The organism is Pseudomonas azotoformans (genome assembly GCF_001579805.1).
Taxonomy (GTDB): Bacteria; Pseudomonadota; Gammaproteobacteria; order Pseudomonadales; family Pseudomonadaceae; genus Aquipseudomonas; species Aquipseudomonas azotoformans_A.
This window is the reverse complement of the sequence record NZ_CP014546.1, coordinates 6,272,048-6,298,733: the sequence shown is the minus strand read 5'-3', so window position 1 is coordinate 6,298,733 and position 26,686 is coordinate 6,272,048. Positions and strand designations below refer to the sequence as shown.

Genomic DNA, 26,686 nt, shown 5'->3' with positions numbered 1-26,686 from the left:
ACGAGGTAGATACATGAATCCCATGAGAGCCCTTCGCCAATACCAGAAGGTCAATTCCCATGCCCAGATCTCTGAGGCTAGTCCGCATCGCCTGGTGCAAATGCTGATGGAAGGCGGCCTTGACCGCATGGCGCAGGCTAAAGGTGCATTGGCTCGTGGAGATGTTGCGCAGAAGGGCCTGATGCTTGGCAAAGCTGTGGACATTATTATTGGCTTGCGCGACGGACTGGATGCCGAAAAAAGCGAAAACCCAGCCTATGTCCAGCAACTGGAAAGTCTGTACGCGTACATGACCAACCGCTTGATGGAAGCAAATCTGCACAACGATGCTGACATGATCGACGAAGTCGCCCGTTTGCTGATTACCGTAAAAGAAGGCTGGGATGCCATTGCGGCACCGCAAGGCGCCGCACAATAAGGCCATTGGCCTTGAGGAACACGTCATGAGTCAAGCATTGCAACGCATTGATGAAACCCGTGAGGCGCTGATGGGCGCGCTGGCGGACCGTAACTGGGACGCCATCGGCGAACTGGACATGGGCTGTCGCGACGTCATCGAGCAGGTGCTCAGTGAAGCGCCGGTCGATGAGGATGCGTTGCGCGAAAAGCTTGAAAGCCTGCTGGCGGTTTATCAGCAGTTGCTTGAGGTGACGACTGGAGAACGCCAGGCGATTTTCGAAGAGATGTCGCAGATCAACCAAGCGAAAAATGCGTCAAAGGTTTACCATCTGTTCGGCTGAACTGGCTCAGTTAATCCGAACGCGCGTCATAAATTTGACTGCGCGCGATTTTTTGACTTAACTAGTGCTGTTTTCAGAATTCAGACGGCTGCAGGCAGAAAAAGCCTACAGCTATCTAGATTGCCCCGACTCGAGGGCATTTGAGTTAACTAGGGAAGTTGCTATTGCATGTGGCGTGAAACCAAAATTCTGCTGATTGATGACGATAGCGTCCGCCGCCGCGATTTAGCGGTGATTTTGAATTTTCTTGGCGAAGAAAATCTGCCCTGCGGCAGCCATGATTGGCAGCAGGCGGTCAGCTCATTGTCATCGAGCCGTGAAGTCATTTGTGTGCTGATCGGGACGGTAAACGCTCCTGGCGCTGTTTTGGGCTTGTTAAAGACACTGTCAACCTGGGATGAGTTCCTTCCCGTGTTGCTAATGGGCGATATTTCTTCCGTCGACCTGCCCGAAGACCAGCGCCGCCGGGTGCTTTCCACCCTGGAAATGCCCCCCAGCTACAGCAAATTGCTCGACTCCCTGCACCGTGCCCAGGTCTATCGTGAGATGTACGACCAGGCCCGCGAGCGCGGTCGCCATCGCGAACCCAACTTGTTCCGCAGTCTGGTCGGCACCAGCCGTGCCATCCAGCACGTGCGCCAGATGATGCAGCAGGTGGCCGACACCGACGCCAGCGTGCTGATCCTCGGCGAGTCCGGCACCGGCAAGGAAGTGGTCGCGCGCAACCTGCACTATCACTCCAAGCGCCGCGACGGGCCATTTGTGCCGGTCAACTGCGGGGCGATCCCGGCAGAGCTGCTTGAAAGCGAACTGTTCGGCCACGAGAAGGGCGCCTTTACCGGTGCGATCACCAGCCGTGCCGGGCGTTTCGAGTTGGCCAACGGTGGCACGCTGTTCCTTGACGAAATCGGCGACATGCCGCTGCCGATGCAGGTCAAGCTGCTGCGTGTACTGCAGGAACGCACCTTCGAGCGCGTGGGCAGCAACAAGACCCAGAGCGTCGACGTGCGCATCATCGCGGCCACCCACAAGAACCTCGAAAGCATGATCGAGGTCGGCAGCTTCCGCGAAGACCTGTACTACCGCCTCAACGTATTCCCGATCGAGATGGCCCCGCTGCGCGAGCGCGTGGAAGACATCCCGCTGCTGATGAACGAGCTGATCTCGCGCATGGAGCACGAAAAGCGCGGCTCTATCCGTTTCAACTCTGCCGCGATCATGTCCCTGTGCCGCCACGGCTGGCCGGGCAACGTCCGCGAGCTGGCCAACCTGGTGGAGCGCATGGCGATCATGCACCCCTACGGCGTGATCGGCGTGGTCGAGTTGCCGAAGAAGTTCCGCTACGTCGACGACGAAGACGAGCAGCTGGTCGACAGCCTGCGCAGCGATATGGAAGAACGGGTAGCCATCAACGGCCATACCCCGGACTTCGGTTCCACTGCCATGCTGCCGCCCGAAGGCCTGGACTTGAAGGACTACCTCGGCAACCTGGAACAAGGCCTGATCCAACAGGCCCTGGACGACGCCAACGGCATCGTCGCCCGTGCCGCCGAGCGCCTGCGCATTCGCCGAACCACCCTGGTGGAGAAGATGCGCAAGTACGGTATGAGCCGCAAAGAAGGTGATGAACAGGCGGATGATTGACGCCTGTTTTTCAAGCCGCTGATTTATCAGCGGCTTTTTTTTCGGCACAAGTATTGCTACAGCCCTCGCAACGTTCCGTTTAACTGACGGTCAGCCAAGCGAGAGAGCATGATGCCCCACGCCGCCCAACATTCTTCCAGTCCTGCCATTGCGGGGCTGGTTCCTTCTGTCGAACAGCAAAGTCGTCAGGGCCTGGAACAGGCCTTTTCGCTGTTCAACCAGATGTCCAGCCAATTGACCGATTCCTACAGCCTGCTTGAAGCCCGGGTGTCCGAGCTTAAAGGCGAGTTGGCGGTGGTCAGCGCACAGCGCATGGAAGAGCTGGCCGAGAAAGAGCGCCTGGCCAACCGTCTGCAAAACCTGCTGTCACTGCTGCCCGGCGGTGTGATCGTCATCGACGAAGAAGGCCGTGTGCGCGAAGCCAACCCGGCTGCCTGCGACATGCTGGGCCTGCCGCTGGAAGGCGAGCTGTGGCGGCATGTCATCACCCGCTGCTTTGCGCCGCGTGAAGATGACGGTCACGAAATTTCCCTGAAAGACGGCCGCCGCTTGTCCATCGCCACCCGTTCCCTGGACGCGGAGCCGGGTCAGCTGGTGCTGCTCAACGACCTGACTGAAACCCGTCACCTGCAAGACCAGTTGGCCCGGCATGAGCGTTTGTCTTCCCTGGGGCGCATGGTCGCTTCTTTGGCGCATCAGATCCGCACGCCGCTGTCGGCTGCCTTGATCTACGCCAGTCATTTGACTGATGAGCAATTGCCCGCCGCCACCCATCAACGGTTTGCCGGTCGCCTCAAGGAGCGTCTGCATGAGTTGGAGCACCAGGTGCGCGACATGCTGGTGTTTGCCCGTGGCGAATTGCCGCTCACCGACCGCATCACGCCGTCCGCGTTGATGCAGGCCCTGCAAGCGGCGGCTGCCACCCATATTCAGGACGTCCAGGTGCGCTGGCAGTGCGACAGCCATCTCGGTGAGTTGCTGTGCAACCGCGACACGCTGGTGGGGTCGCTGCTCAACCTGATCGAAAACGCCACCCAGGCCAGCGGCCCCGGCGCGCGGCTCAAGGTGCACCTGTACAACCGCGGGCAAAACCTGCGCCTGTGCATCAGCGACAGCGGCAGTGGTATCGAGCCCGCTGTGTTGCAGCGCCTGGGCGAGCCGTTTTTCACCACCAAGACCAACGGTACGGGCCTGGGCCTGACCGTGGTCAAGGCAGTGGCACGTGCCCATCAGGGAGAATTGCAGCTGCATTCCCGTGTCGGGCGTGGCACCTGTGCATTGATGACCTTGCCGCTGTTTTCCAGCGCGGCAAGCGCGGAGTAGTTATGGCTATCAAGGTTCTGTTGGTGGAAGACGATCGCGCCCTGCGTGAAGCATTGGCTGACACGCTGCTGTTGGCGGGCCATGACTACCGGGCGGTCGGTTCTGCCGAGGACGCCTTGGAGGCGGTGGAGCAGGAGTCCTTCAGCCTGGTGGTCAGTGATGTGAATATGCCGGGCATGGACGGTCATCAATTGCTCGGTCTGCTGCGTGCGCGTCAGCCGCAGTTGCCGGTGCTGCTGATGACCGCCCACGGCGCCGTCGAGCGTGCGGTCGACGCCATGCGCCAGGGCGCGGCGGATTACCTGGTCAAACCCTTCGAACCCAAGGCCCTGATCGAACTGGTCGCGCGGCATGCCCTGGGCGTGATCTCGGCCAGTGAAGGCGAAGGTCCGATTGCCTTTGAACCGGCCAGCGCGCAGTTGCTGGAACTGGCGGCGCGCGTGGCGCGCAGCGATTCCACGGTGCTGATTTCCGGCGAGTCCGGCACGGGCAAAGAGGTGCTGGCGCGTTACATCCACCAGCAATCGACCCGCGCCAAGCAGCCGTTTATCGCGATCAATTGCGCGGCGATCCCCGACAACATGCTCGAAGCCACACTGTTCGGTCATGAAAAGGGTTCGTTCACCGGCGCCATCGCAGCCCAGGCAGGCAAGTTCGAACAGGCCGACGGCGGCACCATCCTGCTCGATGAGATTTCGGAAATGCCCCTGGGCCTGCAAGCCAAGTTGCTGCGGGTGCTGCAGGAGCGTGAGGTTGAGCGCGTCGGCGCGCGTAAGCCGATCCAGTTGGATATCCGTGTAGTCGCCACCACCAACCGTGACCTGGCGGGCGAAGTGGCGGCGGGGCGTTTCCGTGAAGACCTGTTCTACCGGCTCTCGGTGTTCCCGCTGGCCTGGCGCCCGTTGCGCGAACGCCCGGCAGACATCATTCCGCTGGCCGAGCGCCTGCTGAACAACCACGTCAAAAAAATGAAGCATGCCCAGGCGCGCCTGTCGGCCGAGGCCCAAGCCTGCCTGATCGCCTATCCATGGCCGGGCAACGTGCGTGAACTGGATAACGCGATCCAGCGCGCGTTGATCCTGCAACAGGGCGGGTTGATCCAGCCCCAGGATTTCTGCCTGGCCATGGGCAGTGGTGTCGCACCGCTGCCGACCCTGGCGCCGGCGCCCGTGGTGGTCGAAACCGAGACCGCTGGCGCCTTGGGCGACGACCTGCGTCGCCGTGAATTCCAGATGATCATCGACACCCTGCGCTCCGAGCGCGGCCGTCGCAAAGAGGCTGCCGAACGTCTGGGTATCAGCCCGCGCACCTTGCGCTACAAGCTGGCGCAGATGCGTGATGCCGGGATGGATGTGGAAGCGTATCTATTCGCCACATAACCGGTAACAAGGTCGACAAGGTTTGTCGCCTTTTCTTACGAGTTGGTACAGAGCTGGCACCCTTGTTGCTACCTCCCCTAGTAATTGCGGCGTAGCGTCAAAAAACATGCGGGTTGTCGGAGAGAGAAGTTCATGAGCCAGGGTATTGAGTTCAATCGGTTGATGTTGGATATGCGCTCCATGCAAATGGATGCCATGGCTCAACCGAAATCCGTCGCGCCAGCGCCGGAATTGGGCCAAAGCAGCTTCGCCGATATGCTCGGCCAGGCCATCAACAAAGTCAGTGACACCCAGCAAGCCTCCAGCCAGTTGGCCAACGCCTTTGAAATCGGCAAAAGCGGCGTGGACCTCACCGATGTGATGGTCGCCTCGCAAAAAGCCAGCGTTTCCTTCCAGGCCCTGACCCAAGTGCGTAACAAGCTGGTTCAGGCCTACCAAGACATCATGCAGATGCCGGTTTAAGGACGAGATTTAAGTCATGGCAGAAGCAGTCGTGGACAACGCACCCGCCAAGGCAGACGGCAAGCCGCCGCTGTTTGGCCTGTCGTTCCTGGAAAACCTCTCCGAAATGACCATGCTGCGTCAGGTGGGCCTGATGGTCGGCCTGGCAGCGAGCGTGGCGATTGGTTTTGCCGTGGTGTTGTGGTCGCAGCAACCCGATTACCGGCCGCTGTACGGCAGCCTGGCGGGCATGGATTCCAAGCAGATCATGGAAACCCTGGCCGCCGCCGACATCGCCTACACCGTGGAGCCCAACTCCGGGGCCCTGCTGGTCAAGGCCGACGACGTGGCCCGTGCGCGCATGAAACTCGCCGCCGCTGGCGTGACCCCGTCCGACAGCAATATCGGTTTCGAGATCCTCGACAAGGACCAGGGCCTGGGGACTTCCCAGTTCATGGAAGCCACCCGCTACCGTCGCGGCCTGGAAGGCGAACTGGCGCGCACCATCTCCAGCCTGAACAACGTCAAGGGTGCCCGCGTGCACCTGGCCATTCCGAAAAGCTCGGTGTTTGTGCGCGACGAGCGCAAGCCAAGTGCTTCGGTCTTGGTTGAGCTGTTTGCCGGCCGCTCTCTGGAGCCTGGCCAGGTCCTGGCGATCGTCAACCTGGTCGCCACCAGCGTGCCCGAACTGAGCAAATCGCAGATCACCGTGGTGGACCAGAAGGGCAACCTGCTGTCCGATCAGGGCGAAAACTCCGCGCTGACCCAGGCTGGCAAGCAGTTCGACTACAGTCGTCGTGTGGAAAGCATGCTCACCCAGCGTGTACACAACATCCTGCAACCGGTGCTGGGCAACGACCGCTACAAGGCTGAAGTGTCCGCCGACGTGGACTTCAGCGCCGTCGAGTCGACCTCCGAGCAATTCAACCCGGACCAGCCTGCTTTGCGCAGCGAGCAGTCCACCAGCGAACAACGCACCGCCGCCAATGGTCCGCCGCAAGGTGTGCCCGGCGCCTTGAGCAACCAGCCGCCAGCCCCGGCTTCGGCCCCGCAAACCACCGGTGGCACCGCTGCCAGCGCTGGCGCGATCCAGCCAGGCCAGCCATTGTTGGACGCCAACGGTCAGCAGATCATGGACCCGGCCACCGGCCAGCCGATGCTCGCCCCGTACCCGGCGGACAAACGTAACCAGTCCACCAAGAACTTCGAGCTCGACCGTTCCATCAGCCACACCAAGCAACAACAGGGCCGCGTCAATCGCCTGTCGGTGTCGGTGGTGGTGGATGACCAGGTCAAGGTCAATGCCGCCGATGGCGCCGTTACCCGTGCCCCCTGGACCGCCGACGAATTGGCGCGCTTCACTCGCCTGGTGCAGGACGCCGTCGGTTTTGACGCCAGCCGGGGTGACAGTGTCAGCGTGATCAACATGCCGTTCTCCGCCGAGCGTGGCGAAGTGATCGCTGAACCGTCGTTCTACTCGCAGCCGTGGTTCTGGGACATCGTCAAGCAAGTGCTGGGTGTGTTGTTCATCCTGGTGCTGGTGTTCGGTGTGCTGCGTCCGGTGCTCAACAACATCACCGGCAACGGCAAGAAACAGCTGGCCCTGGCCGGTGGCGACGTGGAATTGGGTGGCATGGGCGGCCTCGACGGCGAACTGGCCAACGACCGCGTCAGCCTTGGCGGCCCGCAAAGCATCCTGTTGCCAAGCCCGAGCGAGGGTTACGACGCTCAGCTGAACGCAATCAAGAGTCTGGTGGCAGAAGACCCGGGCCGTGTGGCCCAGGTCGTGAAAGAGTGGATCAACGCAGATGAGTGATAATCGAGCCGCTGTTGCCAAGCTCACCAAGGTCGACAAAGCCGCAGTCTTGCTGCTGTCCCTCGGTGAAACCGACGCCGCCCAAGTGCTGCGCCACATGGGCCCCAAAGAGGTTCAGCGCGTCGGCGTGGCCATGGCGCAGATGCGCAATGTGCACCGCGAGCAAGTCGAGCAGGTGATGAGCGAGTTCGTCGAGATCGTCGGCGACCAGACCAGCCTGGGCGTCGGCTCCGACAGCTACATCCGCAAGATGCTCACCTCGGCCCTGGGCGAAGACAAGGCCAACGGCCTGATCGACCGCATCCTGCTCGGTGGCAACACCAGCGGCCTCGACAGCCTGAAATGGATGGAACCGCGTGCCGTGGCCGATGTGATCCGCTACGAGCACCCGCAGATCCAGGCGATCGTTGTGGCCTACCTCGACCCGGACCAGGCCGGTGAAGTGCTTGGCCACTTCGACCATAAGGTGCGCCTGGACATCATCCTGCGTGTGTCGTCGCTGAACACCGTGCAGCCGGCGGCCCTGAAAGAACTCAACACGATTCTGGAGAAGCAGTTCTCCGGCAACTCGAATGCCTCGCGTACCACCCTGGGCGGTATCAAGCGCGCGGCCGACATCATGAACTTCCTCGACAGCTCGGTCGAAGGCCAGTTGATGGACTCGATCCGCGAGATCGACGACACCCTGTCCGGCCAGATCGAAGACCTCATGTTCGTGTTCAACAACCTTTCCGATGTCGACGACCGTGGCATCCAGGCGTTGCTGCGCGAAGTGTCCTCCGATGTGCTGGTGCTGGCCCTCAAGGGATCGGACGAAGGCGTCAAGGAAAAGATCTTCAAGAATATGTCCAAGCGCGCCTCGGAACTGTTGCGCGACGACCTGGAAGCCAAAGGCCCGGTACGCGTCAGCGACGTGGAAACCGCGCAGAAAGAAATCCTCACCATTGCCCGCCGTATGGCCGAAGCCGGAGAAATCGTTCTCGGCGGGAAGGGCGGCGAAGAAATGATCTAAGGCGCCTCTCATGTCGAACAAAGATGAGGCGCCCAGCGATCTGATTCGCGCACGGGACGTCGGTGGGTTCGACATCTGGTCGTTGCCCAGCTTCGATCCGCATGTGCCCGAGCCCGAGCCTGAACCGGTTGAAGAGCCACCGGCGGAAATGGAAGAAGTGCCGCTGGATGAAGTCCAGCCACTGACCCTGGAAGAGTTGGAAGCCATCCGCCAGGAGGCCTACAACGAGGGCTTCGCGGCAGGTGAAAAAGATGGTTTTCGCAGCACCACCCTCAAGGTCCGCCAGGAAGCCGAGGAGGCGCTGAGCGTCAAGTTGGTCAGCCTTGAACGCTTGATGGGCGGGCTGTTCGACCCCATCGCCGAGCAGGACTCGCAGATCGAAAAAGCCATGGTCGAGTTGGTGCAGCACATCGCCCGCCAGGTGATCCAGCGTGAGCTGGTGCTGGACTCCAGCCATATCGAAAGCGTGATGCGCGAAGCCCTCAAGCTGCTGCCCCTGGGCGTCGGCAATGTACGGCTGTACATCAATCCGCAGGATTTCGAACAGGTCAAAGCCCTGCGCGAGCGCCATGAAGAAACCTGGCGCATCGTCGAGGACGCGTCGCTGCAACCCGGTGGTTGCCGCGTCGAGACCGAACACAGCCGCATCGATGCCACGGTGGAAACCCGCATCAGCCAGATCATGGCCAAGCTGTTGGATCAGGCCCATGAGCAGGTGTTGAACCCTGCCGAGCCTGACCTGAGCGTGGACCTGGACGCCCCCGATGCGCCTTGATCGCACCAGTTTCGCCAAGCGCTTGAGCGGTTATGCCGAAGCCGCCGAGTTGCCTGGCCAGCCGATCCTTGAAGGGCGCCTGCTGCGCATGGTCGGCCTGACCCTCGAAGCCGAGGGTCTACGCGCGGCCATGGGCAGCCGCTGCATGGTGATCAACGACGACAGCTACCACCCGGTGCAGGTCGAAGCCGAAGTGATGGGCTTCTCCGGCAGCAAGATTTTCCTGATGCCCGTGGGCAGCCTGGCGGGCATTGCCCCCGGCGCCCGCGTGGTGCCCTTGGCCGACACCGGCCGCCTGCCGATGGGCATGAGCATGCTCGGCCGTGTACTTGACGGCGCCGGTCGCGCGCTGGATGGCAAAGGCGGCATGAAGGCCGAAGACTGGGTGCCGATGGACGGCCCCACCATCAACCCGCTCAACCGTAACCCCATCAGCGTGCCGCTGGACGTGGGCATTCGCAGCATCAACGGATTATTGACGGTCGGCCGTGGCCAGCGTCTGGGCCTGTTTGCCGGTACCGGCGTAGGTAAATCAGTACTGCTGGGCATGATGACGCGCTTTACCGAGGCCGACATCATCGTGGTCGGGCTGATCGGCGAACGGGGCCGCGAGGTAAAGGAATTTATCGAGCACAGCCTCGGTGAAGAGGGCCTCAAGCGCTCGGTCGTCGTTGCGTCCCCGGCGGACGATGCGCCGCTGATGCGCCTGCGCGCCGCCATGTACTGCACGCGCATCGCCGAATATTTCCGCGACAAGGGCAAGAATGTCTTGTTGCTGATGGACTCGCTGACCCGATTCGCCCAGGCCCAGCGGGAGATTGCCCTGGCCATCGGCGAGCCGCCCGCGACCAAGGGCTATCCGCCGTCGGTGTTCGCCAAGCTACCCAAACTGGTGGAGCGTGCCGGTAACGCCGAAGCCGGGGGCGGCTCGATCACCGCGTTCTACACCGTGCTGTCCGAAGGCGATGACCAGCAAGACCCGATTGCCGACTCGGCGCGGGGCGTGCTCGACGGTCACATCGTGCTGTCGCGGCGCTTGGCTGAAGAGGGGCACTACCCGGCCATCGATATCGAAGCGTCCATCAGCCGGGTGATGCCGGCCGTGGTGACGCCGGAACACATGATCCGTGCACAACAGTTCAAGCAGCTGTGGTCGCGCTACCAACAGAGCCGCGACCTGATCAGCGTCGGCGCCTACGTGGCGGGCGGCGATCGCGACACCGACCTGGCCATTGCCCTGCAACCGCAGTTGGTGACCTACCTGCGCCAGGGCCTCAACGACAAGATCAGCATGGGCGAAAGCGAAGCGCACCTGCAGTCGATCTTCGCCCCGGCGCCGGGCGGCTAAGCCATGGCCAACAGCCGCGCCGCGCGCCTGGCACCGGTGGTGGACATGGCCGAAAAGGCCGAGAAAACCGCCGTGCAGCGCCTGGGTTACTTCCAGGGCCAGGTGCGCCTGGCGGAAAGCAAGCTGGGCGATCTCGAGCGCTTTCGTGGCGAATACCAACAGCAGTGGATCGAGCGGGGCTCTAATGGTGTCTCGGGCCAGTGGCTGATGGGCTACCAGGGCTTTCTCAACCAACTGGAAACGGCCGTCGGCCAGCAGCGCCAAAGCCTGGCCTGGCACCAGAACAACCTCGATAAAGCCCGCGAAAGCTGGCAGGCCGCGTTTGCACGGGTTGAAGGCCTGCGCAAGCTGGTACAGCGTTATATCGACGAAGCGCGGGCACTGGAAGACAAGCGCGAGCAGAAGTTGCTCGACGAGCTGTCTCAGCGCATGCCGCGCAAAGACGTCTATTGAGAGTTGCCCACATGTCCTTCTCCTGCTAAACCTTGTGTCATTGCCAATGACAAGGAAGCAGTCGCATGTCAGTCGAGTCAGAAGTATCCCTGGACGGGACGAAGTTGACGATAGCGGTCAAGGGCCGGTTTGATTTCGGCAGCCATCAGGCATTTCGTGATGCCTACGAGCGTTTCTATAAAGTGCCTGAGTTGTACGTCGTCGACCTGAAAGAGGCCACCTACATGGACAGTTCCGCCCTGGGCATGCTCCTGCTGTTGCGCGACCATGCCGGTGGCGATAATGCTGAAGTTCAGGTGATCAACAGCAACTCCGACGTGCGCAAGATCCTCGCCATCTCCAACTTCGACAAACTGTTCGACATCAGTTGAGCGCCCTGGCCCCGATCATCGAACCGCTGACGATCCTGATCGCCGAAGACAGCGCCGCCGACCTGCTGTTGCTGTCGACCATCATCCGGCGCCAGGGTCATCAGGTGCTCACGGCCACTAACGGCGCTGAGGCAGTCGAAGTGTTTACCCGTGAGCGCCCGCAACTGGTGTTGATGGACGCGCTGATGCCGGTGATGGACGGCTTTGAAGCGGCACGCCGGATCAAGCAGTTGGCGGGTGAAGAGCTGGTGCCGCTGATTTTTCTCACCTCCCTGCGCGAGAGCGAAGCCCTGGCCCAGTGCCTGGATGCCGGCGGCGATGACTTCCTGCCCAAACCCTACAACCAGCTGATTCTCGCGGCGAAGATCAACGCCATGGACCGCCTGCGCCGGTTGCAGGCCACGGTCCTGCAGCAGCGCGACCTGATCGCCAAGCATCACGACTATCTTCTGCACGAGCAGCGGGTAGCCAAGGCGGTGTTCGATAAGGTCGCGCATTCGGGCTGCATCAATGCCGCGCCGAATATCCGTTACCTGCAATCGCCCTATGCGCTGTTTAACGGTGACTTGCTGTTGGCGGCCTATACGCCGTCCGGTGACATGCACGTGATGCTCGGCGACTTTACCGGCCATGGCCTGCCGGCGGCAGTGGGGGCCATGCCCCTGGCTGAAGTGTTCTACGGCATGACGGCCAAGGGCTACGGCCTGGCACAGACCCTGCGCGAGATGAACGCCAAGCTCAAGCGCATCCTGCCGGTGGACATGTTCTGCTGCGCCACCCTGTTGTGCCTGAGCACGCAGCGGCGAGTCGTGGAGGTGTGGAACGGCGGCATGCCCGAAGGCTACGTGCATGAAATCGCCACCGGCAAACGCACGCCGCTGGAATCGCGGCATTTGCCGTTGGGGGTGCTCTCGGCCGAAGCCTTTGATGATCGTACTGAAGTCTGGCCGATGGCCCTGGGCGACCGGGTATTCCTGTTGTCCGATGGGGTGCTGGATACCGCCGATGCCAACGACCAACTGTTCGGCGCCGAACGTTTGCAGCAGGTGTTTGCCACCAATCGCGAGCCTGATCGTTTGTTTGGAGAGATCGAACAGGCCCTGGCGGCATTTCGCGGTGAAGTGCGCGATGACGTGAGCCTGGTGGAAATCACCTTGCAGCCTGGCCAGCCACTGCGTGCCTCCGGGCCGTTGTATGCGGACAGTGGGCAGTCGTGCCCGCTGGATTGGTCGGTGAGTTTCGAGTTCCGCGCCGAAACCTTGAAACGCTACAACCCGTTGCCGTATCTGCTGCAACTGTTGTTGGAGATCCATGGCCTGCGCGAGCAGAGCGGGGCGTTGTACAGCGTGATGGCCGAGTTGTATTCCAATGCCCTTGAGCATGGGGTGCTGGGGCTGGATTCGCGGCTAAAGCGTGATGCCCTGGGGTTTGCCGAGTATTACCGCCAGCGTAATGACCGCCTGGCGCAACTCGACAGCGGGTATATCCGGGTGCATGTGCAGGTGGTGCCGACTGAGGCGGGCGGGAGGATGACCCTGCGTATCGAAGACAGCGGCCCGGGGTTTGATGTGGACCAGGTGCTGGCGCGGCCGCTGGATATCGACCGTCTGTCTGGCCGGGGCTTGAGCCTGGTCCGTCAGTTGAGCAGCCATGTAGGCTGGTCGGATGGCGGGCGCAGTGTGTGCGTGGAGTTTTGCTGGGGGGCTCTGGCATAATTCGCCGATTCTTGATCAGGGAGCGAGCAAGTGGTTGATCTACATCTGGACCCGCAGGTGCTGTCGGGTTTGCAGGAAGTCATGGAAGGCGAGTATCCGAAGTTGCTGGATACCTTTCTTGATGATTCCCAGAAGCGCGTCGAGGCGTTGCGCAAGGCTAGGGATGATGCGAAGGCGTTGGGGCGGATTGCGCATAGTTTCAAGGGGAGCAGTGGGAACCTTGGGGCGGTGCGGTTGGCGCAGTTGTGTCAGCGGTTGGAGGCTGAGTCTGTTGGGTCTGCGGTTGGGGATCTGGGGGAGTTGGTGGATCAGATTGATCGGGAGTTTGCTTTGGTGAAGCCGTTGTATGAGACGGAGCGGCAGCGGTTTCAGATTTGACGATTTGTTGAGTACATATCCGTTGCTGCGGTAACGGCTGCTTAGGGTTCCGCCCTTACGGCGGCTCACTTTTGGAAAGACCCAAAAGTAAGCAAAAGGTCTTCGCCCCAACACTCGGCACCTCGCTTAGGCTCGGTGTGCCCTCACTCCGGCTTTGGAGCGTGGGCCGCCGCGATGGGCCATCCTTGGCCCAGCGCGGCTAACCCGGCGTCCTGCCGGGTTACCCACGCTCCAAAGCCTGCGTTCGGCCACACCGAGCGTTGGGGCAAGAGCCCTTTGGTTACTTTGGGCTGGGCCGGCATTCCGGCTTTTCCAAAGTGACCCGCCGTAAGGGCGGAACCCATACCAGCCGTTACCCAAAAAACGGATATACACACCAAAACCCAAACCTGGCCCAACTCTTGCTCTACCTCCCAATACTGCATCCCCGACCCCCATGCAGTGGAGACCTTTACCTATGCCAGTCGCCCCGAATTCGCTCCTTCAGGCTGCCCCCGCGGCCAAGCCTCAAGCGCCCGCCGCCAACCCACCGGCAGTGGCTGCGGACCCACGGGACAAGGGCCCTGGCTTCGCTCAAGTGTTCGCCAACCAGGCTTCCAAACCCACGGTCAAGCCCGACGACAACTCGCCCAAGCCCACCGCCGGCAAGTCCTCCGACGCCAGCGTCAAGCCAGCGGCCAGCAGCGACAAACCTGCCGCCAGCACGCCAGCCGTTGCCGATAGCGGCAATACCTTGCCTGCCACCCCACCGGCCAAGACCGACGACAGCGCCAGCAAAGATGATGACGCGCCAACCGACCCGACCCTGGTGCAGCAGCCTCCGGCTGACCCGGTGGTCGACCCGGCCCTGATTGCCACCGTCACTCCGATAGCCGTGCCAGTGCCGGTGGAAACCCCGGCGGCGCCAGTCACCACGGTCAAGGATGACAAGGCCCAGCCGGTAGTCGCAGCACCGGTAGCGGCGACCGAGGAAGCCAAGCCAGTCTTTGACCCGGAAGCCGACCCATTGGACGCCATGCCCGCCGTGCGCCTGGCGATGGAGCAGGGCGGTCACGTCTCGGCCAGCAGTCAGGCCCAGGCCAAAACCGCCCCGGCCCCGACCCAGGATCAACCCACCGCCGCACAGAACTTTGCCGCCGGCCTGGCCAATATGGTCGACCAGCAAGCCACCAAGGACAGCACTGACACGGGCGGTGACAAGGCCTTCGGCGGGCTGATCGAAGACGGCCTCAAGGACCTGAAGAACGCCAGCAGCGACACCCGTGTCGATGACTTCGCCAACCGCCTGGCGGCATTGACCCAGGCCGCCACGCCAAAAACCGCCAACGCCTTGCCGCCGGTGACCAATGCGCCGTTGGCCATGCACCAGAGCGGCTGGACCGACGAAATCGTCAACCGCGTGATGTACCTGTCCAGCGCCAACCTCAAGTCGGCGGAGATCCAGTTGCAGCCGGCCGAGCTCGGTCGCCTGGATATCAAGGTCAACATGACCGCCGACCAGCAAGCCCAGGTCAACTTCATGAGCGCTCACCCGGTGGTGCGTGAGGCGCTGGAAAGCCAGTCCGGCCGTTTGCGCGAGATGTTCGCCCAACAGGGCATGGGGCAGGTGGATGTGAACGTGTCCGACCAGTCCCGTGGCCAGGAGCAACAACAGCAGCAGGCCCAGACCGGTGGCGTGAGCCGCAGCGGCGGACGTAGTGACAGCGGCGACAGCGGCGCGCACGTTGACGTGGCTGAAGCCGTGGCACCCGTGACCTCTACTGTGATCGGCTCCAGCGCCGTCGACTACTACGCCTGACTCGAGCCCTGCACAGGCCTAAATGTGGGAGCGGCGGTGCGACGACTCGACTTGCTCGCGAATGCGGTGGATCAGTGACAGATGTATCAACTGACATACCCCATTCGCGAGCAAGCCCGCTCCCACATGGGATCTCCAGCGTGACATGTGTCCCTTTCTCCCATACAACTCTGGCATAACACTTGCTCTTGCCTTTCCGTAGATCTATGAATCCCCGAATAGTGACGGATTATTGGCATGGCGAAGAGCGACGACGCAGCAAAAGCACCCGCAGGCAAAGGTAAGCTCAAGCTTATCCTGTTGATAGTCCTGGGCCTGCTCCTGGCCATCGGCGCCTCGGTCGGCGGCACCTGGTACATCATGCACAGCAGTGCCAGCAAGCCGGCACCTGCCGCCGAAACCGCCAGTAACGTCAAGCAACCGGCAATCTTCGAGCCGATGCTTCCGGCCTTTGTCGCCAATTTCAACCAGAACGGCCGCCAACGCTACCTGCAGGTGAGCATCACCTTGCTGGCGCGTAATGCCTCGGACCTGGACGCCCTCAAGGTGCACATGCCGGTGATCCGTAACAACCTGGTGATGCTGTTCTCCAGCCAGAGCTTCGACACACTTGCCACCCCGGTGGGCCAGGAAATGCTGCGCCAGAAGGTCACCGCCAGCGTGCAGGAAGTGGCCCAGAAGGAACTCGGCAAAGTCGTGGTCGAGCAGGCGCTCTTCACTAACTTCGTATTGCAGTAGGATCACGACATGGCCGTGCAAGACCTGCTGTCCCAGGATGAGATCGACGCGCTGCTGCATGGCGTCGACGATGGTCTGGTACAGACCGAAATGGCTGCCGAGCCCGGCAGCGTCAAAAGTTATGACCTCACCAGCCAGGATCGCATCGTCCGTGGACGCATGCCGACCCTGGAGATGATCAACGAACGTTTCGCCCGCTACACCCGCATCAGTATGTTCAACATGTTGCGCCGCTCGGCGGACGTGGCGGTGGGCGGCGTGCAGGTGATGAAGTTCGGTGAATACGTGCACTCGCTGTACGTGCCCACCAGCCTCAACCTGGTCAAGATCAAGCCGCTGCGCGGCACCGCGCTGTTCATCCTGGATGCCAAGCTGGTGTTCAAGCTGGTGGACAACTTCTTTGGCGGCGACGGCCGTCACGCCAAGATCGAAGGTCGTGAGTTCACCCCGACCGAATTGCGGGTGGTGCGCATGGTGCTGGAGCAGGCCTTCATCGACTTGAAGGAAGCCTGGCAGGCGATCATGGAAGTCAATTTCGAGTACATCAACTCGGAAGTGAACCCGGCCATGGCCAACATCGTCGGCCCCAGCGAAGCCATTGTGGTCTCCACCTTCCACATCGAACTCGATGGCGGTGGCGGCGACCTGCACGTGACCATGCCGTACTCGATGATCGAGCCGGTGCGCGAGATGCTCGACGCTGGCTTCCAGTCCGACCTGGACGACCAGGACGAGCGTTGGGTCAAGGCCCTGCGCGAAGACTTGCTGGACGTCGACGTGCCACTGAGCGCCACCGTGGCCCGTCGCCAGTTGCGCCTGCGCGATATTTTGCACATGCAGCCGGGGGACATCATCCCCGTCGAATTGCCGGACGAAATGATCATGCGCGCCAACGGCGTGCCGTCATTCAAGGTCAAGCTCGGTTCCCACAAAGGCAACTTAGCTCTTCAAGTGGTTGAACCGATCAATCGTCGCTGATCAACACTAATTTCTGCTCCGCCGAGGACATGTAATGGCTACCGAACACGAAAACACTTCCGCCGAAGACCAGGCCCTGGCTGACGAATGGGCGGCTGCCCTGGAAGAAACCGGCGATGTCGGCCAGGACGACATCGATGCGCTGCTGGCCGCTGATGCCGCCACCGCCCCGGCCGGCAACCGCCTGCCGATGGAAGAATTCGGCAGCGTGCCGAAGAACAACGACCCGGTGACCCTCGATGGCCCGAACCTGGACGTGATCCTCGACATTCCGGTGTCGATCTCCATGGAAGTCGGCAGCACCGAAATCAACATCCGCAACCTGCTGCAACTCAACCAGGGTTCGGTGATCGAGCTGGACCGCCTGGCCGGCGAGCCGCTGGACGTGCTGGTCAATGGCACCCTGATTGCCCACGGCGAAGTGGTGGTGGTCAACGAGAAGTTCGGCATCCGCCTGACCGACGTGATCAGCCCGAGCGAACGCATCAAGAAGTTGCGCTGAGATGAAGTATTCGATGGCGGGACTGTTTCTGGCGCTGCCATTGAGCGCCCTGGCGGCTGAGCCGGTTGCGCAAGCCACCGCAGCCGCAACGCCGGTGGTGAGCAGCGGCATCGGCGGGCAATTGACCCAGTTGGTGCTGGGCCTGTTGCTGGTGGTGGGTTTGATCTTCGCACTGGCCTGGCTGCTGCGCCGCGTGCAGCGCGTGGGGCCGGGCAATGGCCAGGTAATCGAGATGATCGGTTCCCGCGCCCTCGGCCCGCGTGATCGGCTGGTGCTGGTGCAAGTCGGCGAGGAGCAGATCCTGCTGGGCATCACGCCCGGTCGCATCACCCCGCTGCACGTGCTCAAGACCCCGGTGAGCGTGGATCAGAGCCAGTCCGCCACGCCAGAATTCGCCCAGCGCCTGATGGAGTTGCTGGGCAAGGATCAGAAGGATAAGAAGTAATGCGCGTTTTATTGACGCTCATGCTGTTGTTGGCCGCGCCATTGGCGTTTGGCGCCGATCCGTTGTCGATCCCGGCGATCACGCTGGGGACCAACGCGGCCGGCGCGCAGGAATATTCGGTCAGCCTGCAGATCCTGCTGATCATGACCGCGCTGAGCTTTATCCCGGCGTTTGTCATGCTGATGACCAGCTTCACGCGGATCATCATCGTGTTCTCGATTCTGCGCCAGGCCCTGGGCCTGCAGCAGACGCCGTCGAACCAGATCCTCACCGGCATGGCCTTGTTCCTGACGCTGTTCATCATGGCGCCGGTGTTCGACAAGGTGAACCAGCAAGCGCTACAACCTTACCTGGCGGAGAAAATGACCGCCCAGGACGCGATCGACAAGGCCCAGGGCCCGATCAAGGACTTCATGCTGTCGCAAACCCGCTCCAGCGACCTTGAGCTGTTCATGCGCCTGTCCAAGCGCACCGACATTGCCACCCCGGATCAGGCGCCGCTGACCATCCTGGTGCCGGCGTTCGTCACCTCCGAATTGAAAACCGCGTTCCAGATCGGCTTCATGATCTTCATCCCGTTCCTGATCATCGACCTGGTGGTGGCGAGCGTGCTGATGGCCATGGGTATGATGATGCTGTCGCCGCTGATCATCTCGTTGCCGTTCAAGATCATGCTGTTTGTGCTGGTGGACGGCTGGGCACTGATTATCGGCACGTTGGCCGGCAGTTTCGGCGGGGTATAGCGCGATGACGCCAGAAGTAGCTGTCGACCTGTTCCGCGAAGCGCTATGGCTGACCACCGTGATGGTCGCCGTGCTGGTGGTGCCCAGCCTGTTGGTGGGCCTGCTGGTGGCGATGTTCCAGGCCGCGACCCAGATCAACGAACAGACCTTGAGCTTTTTGCCGCGCCTGCTGGTGATGCTGGTCACCCTGATCGTGGCTGGCCCGTGGCTGGTACAGACCTTCATGGAATACATCCTGCAGTTGTACGGCAGTATTCCGCAGTTGATCGGCTGACCGGATGCAGTCGTTGCTGGCATTGACCGACACCCAGATCAGCACCTGGGTGGCGTCCTTCATCCTGCCGCTGTTTCGCGTGACGGCGATGTTGATGGCCATGCCGGTGTTCGGCACCACCCTCGTACCACGTCGCGTGCGCCTGTACTTCGCGGTGGCGATTACCGTGGTGATCGTGCCGGGTTTGCCGCCGATGCCGCCGGTCAATGCCATTGACCTCAGCGCCTTGCTGCTGATTGCCGAACAGATCCTGATCGGCGCACTAATGGGCTTTTCCCTCACGCTGTTTTTCCAGGCCTTCGTGGTGGCCGGCCAGATCATCTCGATCCAGATGGGCATGGGCTTCGCCTCCATGGTCGACCCTACCAACGGTGTGTCGGCGGCGGTGATCGGGCAATTCCTGACCATGCTGGTGACCTTGTTGTTCCTGGCGATGAACGGCCACTTGGTGGCGTTTGAGGTGATGACTGAAAGCTTCACTACTTTGCCGGTGGGCTCGGGGCTGGTGGTCAATCATTTCTGGGAAATCGTCGGGCGCCTGGGCTGGGTCTTCGGCGCGTCGCTGTTGCTGGTGTTGCCGGCGATTACCGCGTTGCTGGTGGTCAACATCGCGTTCGGCGTGATGACCCGTGCGGCGCCGCAGCTGAACATCTTCTCGATTGGTTTCCCGTTGACCCTGGTCTTGGGCATGGGGATTTTCTGGATCGGCCTGGCCGACATTCTCAATCAGTATCAACCGCTGGCGACCGACGCTTTGCAGTTCTTACGTGATCTGGCACGGGCGCGCTGAGCCATGGCCGAGAGCGAGAGTGGTCAGGACAAAACAGAAGACCCCACGGAGAAACGCAAAAAGGACTCCCGGGAAAAGGGCGAGATTGCGCGCTCCAAAGAGCTGAACACCGTGGCGACCATGATGGCCGGCGCTGGCGCCTTGCTGATCTACGGCGGTGGCCTGGCGCTGGACTTGATGGAGTTGATGAAACACAACTTCACCTTGCCCCGTGAAGTACTGCTCAACCCCGATGCCATGGGCCAGTACCTGCTGCACTCGGGCAAGATCGCGATCCTGGCGGTGCAGCCGATCCTGATCACTTTGCTGCTGGCCGCGCTGATCGGCCCGGTCGCCCTCGGTGGCTGGCTTTTCGCCGCCGGCAGCCTGGCGCCCAAGTTCAGCCGCATGAACCCGGCTGCAGGGCTCAAGCGCATGTTTTCCGCCAAGGCCTTGGTGGAGCTGCTCAAGGCCCTGGCCAAATTCATCCTGATCCTGTTTGTGGCGTTGATGGTGTTGTCGTCCGACATCGACGACCTGCTGCGCATCGCCCATGAACCGCTTGAGTCGGCGATCATCCACAGCGTGCAGGTGGTGGGCTGGAGCGCGCTGTGGATGGCCGCCGGGCTGATCATCATTGCCGCAGTGGATGCGCCGATTCAGTTGTGGGAGAGCCACAAGAAACTGCTGATGACCAAGCAGGAAGTGCGCGATGAGCACAAGGACCAGGAGGGCCGTCCCGAGGTCAAACAGCGTATTCGCCAGCTGCAACGGGAAATGTCCCAGCGCAAGATGATGGGCGCGGTGCCCGACGCCGACGTGGTCATCACCAACCCGACCCACTACGCCGTGGCCCTCAAATACGACCCGGAGAAGGGCGGCGCGCCGATGCTGTTGGCCAAGGGCAGTGACTTTACGGCGCTGAAGATCCGTGAAATTGCGGTGGCCAACGACATCCTGTTGCTGGAGTCGCCGGAATTGGCGCGGTCGATTTTCTATTCCACCGACCTGGACCAGGAAATCCCGGCCGGGCTTTACCTGGCCGTGGCCCAGGTGCTGGCGTATGTCTATCAGATTCGCCAGTACCGCGCGGGCAAGGGCAAGCGGCCGGATCCGCTCAAGGATCTGCCGATTCCGCCGGATTTGCGCCGCGATTTCTGATTTCTTACTCCCTACCACCCGTCGTGAATGCCTGTCTACCTGTCAACTTTGACAGTAGTCACAGGGCCGTTCTCGCGGTTCTATTGCCTGAAGCACTGCGCGAAAGCTGTAGATGAGATGCAGGGAGAGAGGTTTTGAAGGCGGTCAGAGGCGCTGTCAAATATTACAACCAGCAATCCGGGGTGGGTTTGATTGTCCTGGAAAATGGCGAAGATGACGTGCGAGTGAATTTCATCGGTTCGCGAGGCATTCGGCTAGCCGTGGGCCTACGGGTGGAAGTCCGGAGAGTCCATGGGCCTGACGCGGTCTATGCATCCGACGTTCGCGTTATCCCGTAAGTCAGGAGAACGGCAATGGCAACAGGTACGGTGAAATGGTTTAACGCAGCGAAGGGGTTTGGGTTTATTTCGCCGAACGATGGAAGTGCAGATGTATTTGTCCACCATTCCGCGATAAAAATCGATGGCTTCAGAACCCTCGAAGAAGGCAAGAAAGTCGAATACGGCATCGTTCAAGGTCCAAAAGGCCCACAGGCCGATAACGTCAAACCCTTGTAGTTTCGTCCTCATCGATGCTTTCAAGGCAATGTCTGAGAGCGATCTGACCCTTAGAGCAAAAGTTGGAAGGCTTCTTGCAATACCGCCTCCAGGACGCCTCCAGGCGTCAAAACTTTGCTTCAAAGGACACGAGGAATACCGGTGGTGGATCGCTCTCAAATGCTCGGCAACGCCCGCAGCACCCTGACTGACCTCTCGCGAGGCAATCTGGGTGTGCCGTTGTTGTTGCTGGTGATGCTGGCAATGATGATGTTGCCGATGCCGCCGTTCCTGCTGGACGTGTTCTTTACCTTCAACATTGCCCTGTCCGTCGTGGTCTTGCTGGTGTGCGTATACGCCCTGCGGCCATTGGATTTCGCGGTATTCCCGACCATTCTGCTGGTGGCGACCCTATTGCGCCTGGCGCTGAACGTGGCGTCGACGCGTGTGGTCATGCTCCACGGCCAGGACGGCCATGCCGCTGCCGGTAAGGTGATCCAGGCCTTCGGTGAGGTGGTGATCGGCGGTAACTACGTGGTTGGTATCGTGGTGTTCGCGATCCTGATGATCATCAACTTCGTGGTGGTGACCAAGGGCGCCGGGCGGATTTCCGAGGTGAGCGCGCGGTTTACCCTCGACGCGATGCCCGGCAAACAGATGGCTATCGACGCCGACCTCAACGCCGGCCTGATCGACCAGAACCAGGCCAAGTCGCGCCGCCTGGAAGTGGCCCAGGAAGCCGAGTTCTACGGTTCCATGGACGGTGCCAGCAAATTCGTGCGCGGTGACGCCATCGCCGGCTTGTTGATCCTGTTCATCAACCTCATTGGCGGCATGGCCGTGGGTATCTTCCAGCACGGCATGACCTTTGGCGATGCGGGCAAGGTCTACGCCTTGCTGACCATCGGTGACGGTTTAGTGGCGCAATTGCCATCACTGTTGTTATCAACAGCGGCGGCCATCATGGTGACCCGTGCTTCGGGCTCCGAGGACATGGGCAAGCAGATCAGCCGGCAGATGTTCGCTTCGCCCAAGGCGCTGGCCGTAGCGGCGGGCATCATGGCGATCATGGGTATCGTGCCGGGCATGCCGCACGTGTCATTCCTGAGCATGGCGGCCCTGGCTGGCGGTGCTGCGTACCTGTTCTGGAAGAAGCAGAACCAGGTCAAAGTGATTGCCCAGCAGGAAATCGCACGCCAGCAGGAACTGCTGCCATCCCCGGCCCGCGCCCAGGAAACCAAGGAGCTTGGCTGGGATGACGTTACCCCAATCGACATGATCGGCCTGGAAGTCGGCTACCGCCTGATCCCACTGGTGGACCGCAACCAGGGCGGCCAACTGCTCGCGCGGATCAAGGGCGTGCGCAAGAAACTGTCCCAGGACCTGGGCTTCTTGATGCCCACCGTGCACATCCGCGACAACCTCGACCTGGCGCCGAGTGCCTACCGCCTGACCCTGATGGGCGTGATCCTGGCCGAAGCCGAGATCTACCCGGACCGCGAACTGGCGATCAACCCTGGGCAGGTGTTCGGCAGCCTCAACGGCATCACCGCCAAAGATCCGGCTTTTGGCCTGGACGCGGTATGGATCGAAATCAGCCAGCGCAGCCAGGCACAATCCCTCGGCTACACGGTGGTGGACGCCAGCACCGTGGTCGCGACGCACCTCAACCAGATCCTGTACAAGCACTCCCACGAGCTGATTGGCCACGAGGAAGTCCAGCAATTGATGGGGTTGCTGGCCAAAGCGTCGCCAAAACTCGCCGAAGAACTGGTGCCGGGCATTCTGTCACTGTCGCAATTGCTCAAGGTGTTGCAGGCACTGCTGGCCGAACAGGTGCCGGTCCGCGATATCCGCAGCATTGCCGAGGCCATCGCCAACAATGCCGCCAAGAGTCAAGATACTGCCGCCCTGGTGGCCGCGGTGCGCGTCGGATTGTCGCGCGCAATCGTCCAAAGCATTGTAGGGCTTGACTCCGAGCTGCCTGTGATCACCTTGGAGCCAAGGTTGGAACAAATATTGCTCAATAGTATTCAGAAGGCAGGACAAGGCCAGGAAGAGGGCGTTCTGCTGGAGCCAAGCATGGCTGAGAAGCTGCAGCGCTCGTTGATCGACGCCGCACAGCGCCAGGAAATGCAGGGCCAACCGGTGATTCTGCTGGTGGCAGGCCCCGTCCGGGCGATGTTGTCGCGGTTTGGACGCCTGGCAGTACCGAATTTGCACGTTTTGGCTTATCAGGAAATTCCTGACAACAAGCAAGTGACTATCGTCGCGACAGTAGGGCCCAACGGCTGAGGGTAGTGGGTTATGCAAGTGAAGCGTTTTTTCGCCGCCGATATGCGTCAGGCCATGAAACTGGTGCGTGATGAGCTGGGCGCCGACGCCGCGATTATCGGAAACCGTCGTATTGCCGGCGGTGTCGAGCTGACGGCTGCCCTGGATTACACCCCCCAGGCCTTGGCGCCGCGTGTGCCGAACATGGAGCTCGAAGACGAGCTGCGCAAGACCGCTTCGCGCATTGTCTCGGCCCAGGCTGAACTGAGCATGCGCGGCGACAGCGATGCCACCACCAATCGCCAGTTGTTCGCCGGCTTGCCGCTGACCGCTGCCGAGCCGCTGGTCGAGCCGACCTTCAAAGAACCGCCGCGTCCTGCTGCGCCTGCTCCGGCGCCTGCGGTTGACCAGCGGGTGTTCGATTCGATGCGTTTTGAACTCAACGGCCTGCGTGAACTGCTGGAAGTGCAGTTGGGCTCGCTGGCGTGGAACCAGCTGCAAGGCAGCAAGCCGCAACAAGCCAACCTGTGGCGTCGCCTGCAACGCATCGGCCTGTCCGGCCCGTTGTCCCGCGACCTGCTGGCGCTGACCACCGAAATCGAAGAACCTCGCCAGGCCTGGCGCATGTTGCTGGCCCACCTGGCGCGGATGATCGTCACCCCGGAAATCGAACCCCTGGAAGAAGGCGGTGTGATTGCCATGGTCGGCCCTGCCGGCATGGGCAAGACCACCACCCTGGCCAAGCTCGCGGCCCGCTACGTCCTCAAATACGGCGCGCAGAATATCGCGCTGGTGAGCATGGACAGCTACCGTATTGGTGCCCAGGAACAGCTCAAGACGTTGGGCCGCATTCTCAATGTGTCGGTGACCCATGTAGACCCGGGCCAGTCCCTGGCCAACGCCCTCGACCCGCTGCTGCGCAAACGCGTGGTCTTGATCGACACCGCCGGCCTGCAAGCCAGCGACCCGGCATTGCGCATGCAACTGGAAAGCCTGGCCGGGCGTGGCATCAAGTCGAAAAATTACCTGGTGCTTGCAACCACCAGCCAGAAACAGGTTCTTACCGCTGCATACCACAGCTACAAACGCTGCGGCCTGGCCGGTTGCATCCTCACCAAGCTCGATGAAACCGCGAGCCTGGGCGAGGTGCTGAGCCTGGCCATCAGTCATGAACTGCCGGTCGCCTACCTGACCGACGGGCCGCGGATTCCGGATGATCTGCATCTGCCGCGCCGTCATCAGTTGGTCAGCCGTGCAGTCAGCGTGCAAATGCAAGAAGAGCCTAGCGAGGAAGCGATGGCCGATATGTTCGCCGACCTCTACCACAACCCGGCAAAACGGGTGGGTTGAGGCAGGATGAACACCGTGAAATGTATCTACATCGATGGTCTGCAAGCGATTCACGCGGCCAAGCCATGTAGCCTGCGTCTAAGCAAGACAAGGTAAAGAAATAAAATGGGCAGCATGCATCCCGTACAGGTGATCGCGGTGACCGGCGGCAAAGGTGGCGTCGGGAAAACTAACGTGTCAGTGAATTTGTCCCTGGCCCTGGCAGAGCTTGGCCGTCGCGTCATGCTGCTGGATGCTGACCTGGGGCTGGCGAACGTCGACGTTCTGCTGGGGCTGACGCCCAAACATACGCTTGCCGATGTGATCGAAGGCCGCTGTGAGCTGCGCGATGTGCTGCTGCAGGGGCCCGGTGGCATCCGTATCGTGCCGGCCGCCTCCGGCACCCAGAGCATGGTGCACCTGAGCCCGGCGCAGCATGCCGGCCTGATCCAGGCGTTCAGTGATATCGGCGACAACCTCGACGTGCTGGTGATCGACACCGCCGCCGGGATCGGCGAGTCCGTGGTCAGCTTCGTGCGCGCCGCGCAGGAAGTGTTGCTGGTGGTCTGCGATGAACCCACCTCGATCACCGACGCCTACGCCCTGATCAAACTGCTTAACCGTGACTACGGCATGAACCGCTTCCGCGTCCTGGCCAACATGGCCCAGAGCCCGCAGGAAGGGCGCAACCTGTTCGCCAAGTTGACCAAGGTCACGGATCGCTTCCTCGATGTCGCCTTACAATACGTCGGCGCAGTTCCCTACGACGAGTGTGTGCGCAAGGCTGTGCAAAAGCAGCGTGCAGTCTACGAAGCGTTCCCTCGTTCCAAATGCGCATTGGCGTTCAAGGCTATTGCCCAGAAGGTCGATACCTGGCCGTTGCCTGCCAACCCTCGGGGGCATCTGGAGTTTTTCGTCGAGCGATTGGTGCATCAGACGAGCGCAGGACCCGTGCTATGACAGCGACTGGCTACAACGCGTACAAGAAGTCTGCCCGTGACAGTCAGGGCGAGTTGATCGAGCGCTACGCGCCCTTGGTCAAGCGTATCGCCTATCACTTGCTGGCACGCCTACCCGCCAGCGTCCAGGTCGAAGACCTGATCCAGGCGGGCATGATCGGCCTGCTCGAAGTGTCGACCAAGTACGACGCGAGCAAGGGTGCGAGTTTCGAGACGTATGCGGGTATCCGTATCCGTGGCGCGATGCTCGATGAAGTGCGTAAAGGTGATTGGGCGCCGCGTTCGGTGCATCGCAATACACGCATGGTCAGTGACGCAATTCGGGCAATTGAAGCAAAAACCGGTCGCGACGCTAAAGATCACGAAGTTGCGGCCGAACTCCAATTGAGTCTCGACGATTACTACGGGATTTTGAACGATACCTTGGGCAGCCGCCTGTTCAGTTTCGACGACCTGTTGCAGGACGGCGAACACGAAGGGCTGCACGAGGACGGCGCGAGCGCTCATATGGAGCCATCGCGTGACCTGGAAGATGAGCGTTTCCAGGGGGCGTTGGCGGACGCGATTGCCAATTTGCCGGAGCGTGAGCGGCTGGTGTTGGCGCTGTACTACGACGAAGAGCTGAACCTCAAGGAAATCGGTGAGGTCCTGGGGGTCAGCGAGTCGCGGGTCAGCCAGTTGCACAGCCAGTGCGCAGCCCGCTTGCGGGGGCGTTTGGGAGAGTGGCGAGCGCGCTGACAGGCAGTGTGGGGACACTGCAGACGAGACCGCGAGGGCAACCAGCC

General features: G+C 61.4%; 28 protein-coding genes. All 28 read left to right on the top strand.

What is annotated here, in order from left to right; all coding sequences use genetic code 11:
* The first annotated feature begins 13 nt into the window (after positions 1-13).
* The 28 genes from fliS to fliA all read left to right on the top strand — a co-directional run bounded on the left by fliS (position 14) and on the right by fliA (position 26,639).
* Positions 14-418, top strand: a complete 405-nt coding sequence (fliS, locus tag AYR47_RS28925; protein ID WP_033900747.1) for a flagellar export chaperone FliS — start codon at positions 14-16, stop codon at positions 416-418.
* A 25-nt stretch (positions 419-443) separates the two neighbouring features.
* Positions 444-740, top strand: a complete 297-nt coding sequence (gene fliT, locus AYR47_RS28920; RefSeq protein WP_028617332.1) for a flagellar protein FliT — start codon at positions 444-446, stop codon at positions 738-740.
* A gap of 168 nt (positions 741-908) precedes the next feature.
* Positions 909-2,384, top strand: a complete 1,476-nt coding sequence (locus AYR47_RS28915) for a sigma-54 dependent transcriptional regulator (protein ID WP_033900748.1) — start codon at positions 909-911, stop codon at positions 2,382-2,384.
* Between the two features lie 111 nt (positions 2,385-2,495).
* Complete coding sequence (locus AYR47_RS28910; protein ID WP_061449498.1) at positions 2,496-3,707, top strand: sensor histidine kinase; 1,212 nt, start codon at positions 2,496-2,498, stop codon at positions 3,705-3,707.
* 2 nt (positions 3,708-3,709) lie between these two features.
* Positions 3,710-5,086 (top strand): sigma-54-dependent transcriptional regulator, encoded by a 1,377-nt coding sequence (locus AYR47_RS28905; protein ID WP_061449188.1) that lies wholly within the window; start codon positions 3,710-3,712, stop codon positions 5,084-5,086.
* A 132-nt stretch (positions 5,087-5,218) separates the two neighbouring features.
* Entirely contained in the window at positions 5,219-5,548 is a 330-nt protein-coding gene (fliE, locus tag AYR47_RS28900) for a flagellar hook-basal body complex protein FliE (RefSeq protein ID WP_015885194.1), read from the top strand.
* Between the two features lie 16 nt (positions 5,549-5,564).
* Positions 5,565-7,343: a flagellar basal-body MS-ring/collar protein FliF gene (fliF, locus tag AYR47_RS28895; RefSeq protein ID WP_033900752.1), complete on the top strand. Its 1,779-nt coding sequence runs from the start codon at positions 5,565-5,567 to the stop codon at positions 7,341-7,343.
* Positions 7,336-8,355 carry a flagellar motor switch protein FliG gene (gene fliG / locus AYR47_RS28890; RefSeq protein ID WP_010563975.1) on the top strand — a complete coding sequence of 340 codons (1,020 nt, stop codon included), beginning with the start codon at positions 7,336-7,338 and terminating at the stop codon, positions 8,353-8,355. The genes fliF and fliG overlap by 8 nt, the downstream gene beginning before the upstream one ends.
* 10 nt (positions 8,356-8,365) lie before the next feature.
* Positions 8,366-9,130, top strand: coding sequence for a flagellar assembly protein FliH (gene fliH / locus AYR47_RS28885; RefSeq protein WP_033900754.1), 765 nt, complete (start codon positions 8,366-8,368; stop codon positions 9,128-9,130).
* Positions 9,120-10,478 carry a flagellar protein export ATPase FliI gene (gene fliI, locus AYR47_RS28880; RefSeq protein WP_010208746.1) on the top strand — a complete coding sequence of 453 codons (1,359 nt, stop codon included), beginning with the start codon at positions 9,120-9,122 and terminating at the stop codon, positions 10,476-10,478. Before fliH ends, fliI begins: the two co-directional genes overlap by 11 nt.
* A 3-nt stretch (positions 10,479-10,481) precedes the next feature.
* On the top strand, positions 10,482-10,931 hold the full coding sequence (gene fliJ / locus AYR47_RS28875; protein ID WP_061449187.1) for a flagellar export protein FliJ: 450 nt from the start codon (positions 10,482-10,484) through the stop codon (positions 10,929-10,931).
* Between the two features lie 65 nt (positions 10,932-10,996).
* Complete coding sequence (locus AYR47_RS28870; RefSeq protein WP_033900756.1) at positions 10,997-11,302, top strand: STAS domain-containing protein; 306 nt, start codon at positions 10,997-10,999, stop codon at positions 11,300-11,302.
* Positions 11,299-13,017: an ATP-binding SpoIIE family protein phosphatase gene (locus tag AYR47_RS28865; protein WP_061449186.1), complete on the top strand. Its 1,719-nt coding sequence runs from the start codon at positions 11,299-11,301 to the stop codon at positions 13,015-13,017. Before AYR47_RS28870 ends, AYR47_RS28865 begins: the two co-directional genes overlap by 4 nt.
* A 30-nt stretch (positions 13,018-13,047) precedes the next feature.
* Positions 13,048-13,395 (top strand): Hpt domain-containing protein, encoded by a 348-nt coding sequence (locus AYR47_RS28860; protein WP_061449185.1) that lies wholly within the window; start codon positions 13,048-13,050, stop codon positions 13,393-13,395.
* 457 nt (positions 13,396-13,852) lie between these two features.
* Positions 13,853-15,193: a flagellar hook-length control protein FliK gene (locus AYR47_RS28850; RefSeq protein ID WP_033900762.1), complete on the top strand. Its 1,341-nt coding sequence runs from the start codon at positions 13,853-13,855 to the stop codon at positions 15,191-15,193.
* A 237-nt stretch (positions 15,194-15,430) separates the two neighbouring features.
* A complete protein-coding gene (gene fliL, locus AYR47_RS28845; RefSeq protein ID WP_033900763.1) occupies positions 15,431-15,931 on the top strand; it encodes a flagellar basal body-associated protein FliL in 501 nt (166 codons plus the stop codon).
* A gap of 9 nt (positions 15,932-15,940) precedes the next feature.
* The gene (gene fliM, locus AYR47_RS28840) at positions 15,941-16,909 is read left to right on the top strand and encodes a flagellar motor switch protein FliM (RefSeq protein WP_027603859.1); all 969 of its coding nucleotides are present in this window, start codon (positions 15,941-15,943) and stop codon (positions 16,907-16,909) included.
* A 34-nt stretch (positions 16,910-16,943) separates the two neighbouring features.
* Complete coding sequence (gene fliN / locus AYR47_RS28835; protein ID WP_033900765.1) at positions 16,944-17,411, top strand: flagellar motor switch protein FliN; 468 nt, start codon at positions 16,944-16,946, stop codon at positions 17,409-17,411.
* A 1-nt stretch (position 17,412) separates the two neighbouring features.
* Entirely contained in the window at positions 17,413-17,856 is a 444-nt protein-coding gene (fliO, locus tag AYR47_RS28830) for a flagellar biosynthetic protein FliO (RefSeq protein WP_033900767.1), read from the top strand.
* Positions 17,856-18,599, top strand: coding sequence for a flagellar type III secretion system pore protein FliP (fliP, locus tag AYR47_RS28825; protein WP_016976565.1), 744 nt, complete (start codon positions 17,856-17,858; stop codon positions 18,597-18,599). Before fliO ends, fliP begins: the two co-directional genes overlap by 1 nt.
* A gap of 4 nt (positions 18,600-18,603) precedes the next feature.
* Complete coding sequence (gene fliQ / locus AYR47_RS28820) at positions 18,604-18,873, top strand: flagellar biosynthesis protein FliQ (protein ID WP_010208761.1); 270 nt, start codon at positions 18,604-18,606, stop codon at positions 18,871-18,873.
* 4 nt (positions 18,874-18,877) lie between these two features.
* Positions 18,878-19,663, top strand: a complete 786-nt coding sequence (gene fliR, locus AYR47_RS28815; protein WP_016976564.1) for a flagellar biosynthetic protein FliR — start codon at positions 18,878-18,880, stop codon at positions 19,661-19,663.
* A gap of 3 nt (positions 19,664-19,666) precedes the next feature.
* Positions 19,667-20,803: a flagellar biosynthesis protein FlhB gene (gene flhB, locus AYR47_RS28810; protein WP_061449183.1), complete on the top strand. Its 1,137-nt coding sequence runs from the start codon at positions 19,667-19,669 to the stop codon at positions 20,801-20,803.
* 353 nt (positions 20,804-21,156) lie between these two features.
* On the top strand, positions 21,157-21,360 hold the full coding sequence (locus AYR47_RS28800) for a cold-shock protein (protein ID WP_061449182.1): 204 nt from the start codon (positions 21,157-21,159) through the stop codon (positions 21,358-21,360).
* Between the two features lie 159 nt (positions 21,361-21,519).
* Positions 21,520-23,634, top strand: coding sequence for a flagellar biosynthesis protein FlhA (gene flhA / locus AYR47_RS28795; RefSeq protein WP_420492080.1), 2,115 nt, complete (start codon positions 21,520-21,522; stop codon positions 23,632-23,634).
* 12 nt (positions 23,635-23,646) lie between these two features.
* Positions 23,647-24,963: a flagellar biosynthesis protein FlhF gene (gene flhF / locus AYR47_RS28790; RefSeq protein ID WP_033900777.1), complete on the top strand. Its 1,317-nt coding sequence runs from the start codon at positions 23,647-23,649 to the stop codon at positions 24,961-24,963.
* 105 nt (positions 24,964-25,068) lie between these two features.
* On the top strand, positions 25,069-25,902 hold the full coding sequence (fleN, locus tag AYR47_RS28785; RefSeq protein ID WP_003192912.1) for a flagellar synthesis regulator FleN: 834 nt from the start codon (positions 25,069-25,071) through the stop codon (positions 25,900-25,902).
* Positions 25,899-26,639 carry an RNA polymerase sigma factor FliA gene (gene fliA, locus AYR47_RS28780; protein ID WP_016976604.1) on the top strand — a complete coding sequence of 247 codons (741 nt, stop codon included), beginning with the start codon at positions 25,899-25,901 and terminating at the stop codon, positions 26,637-26,639. Before fleN ends, fliA begins: the two co-directional genes overlap by 4 nt.
* Positions 26,640-26,686: the final 47 nt, after the last annotated feature.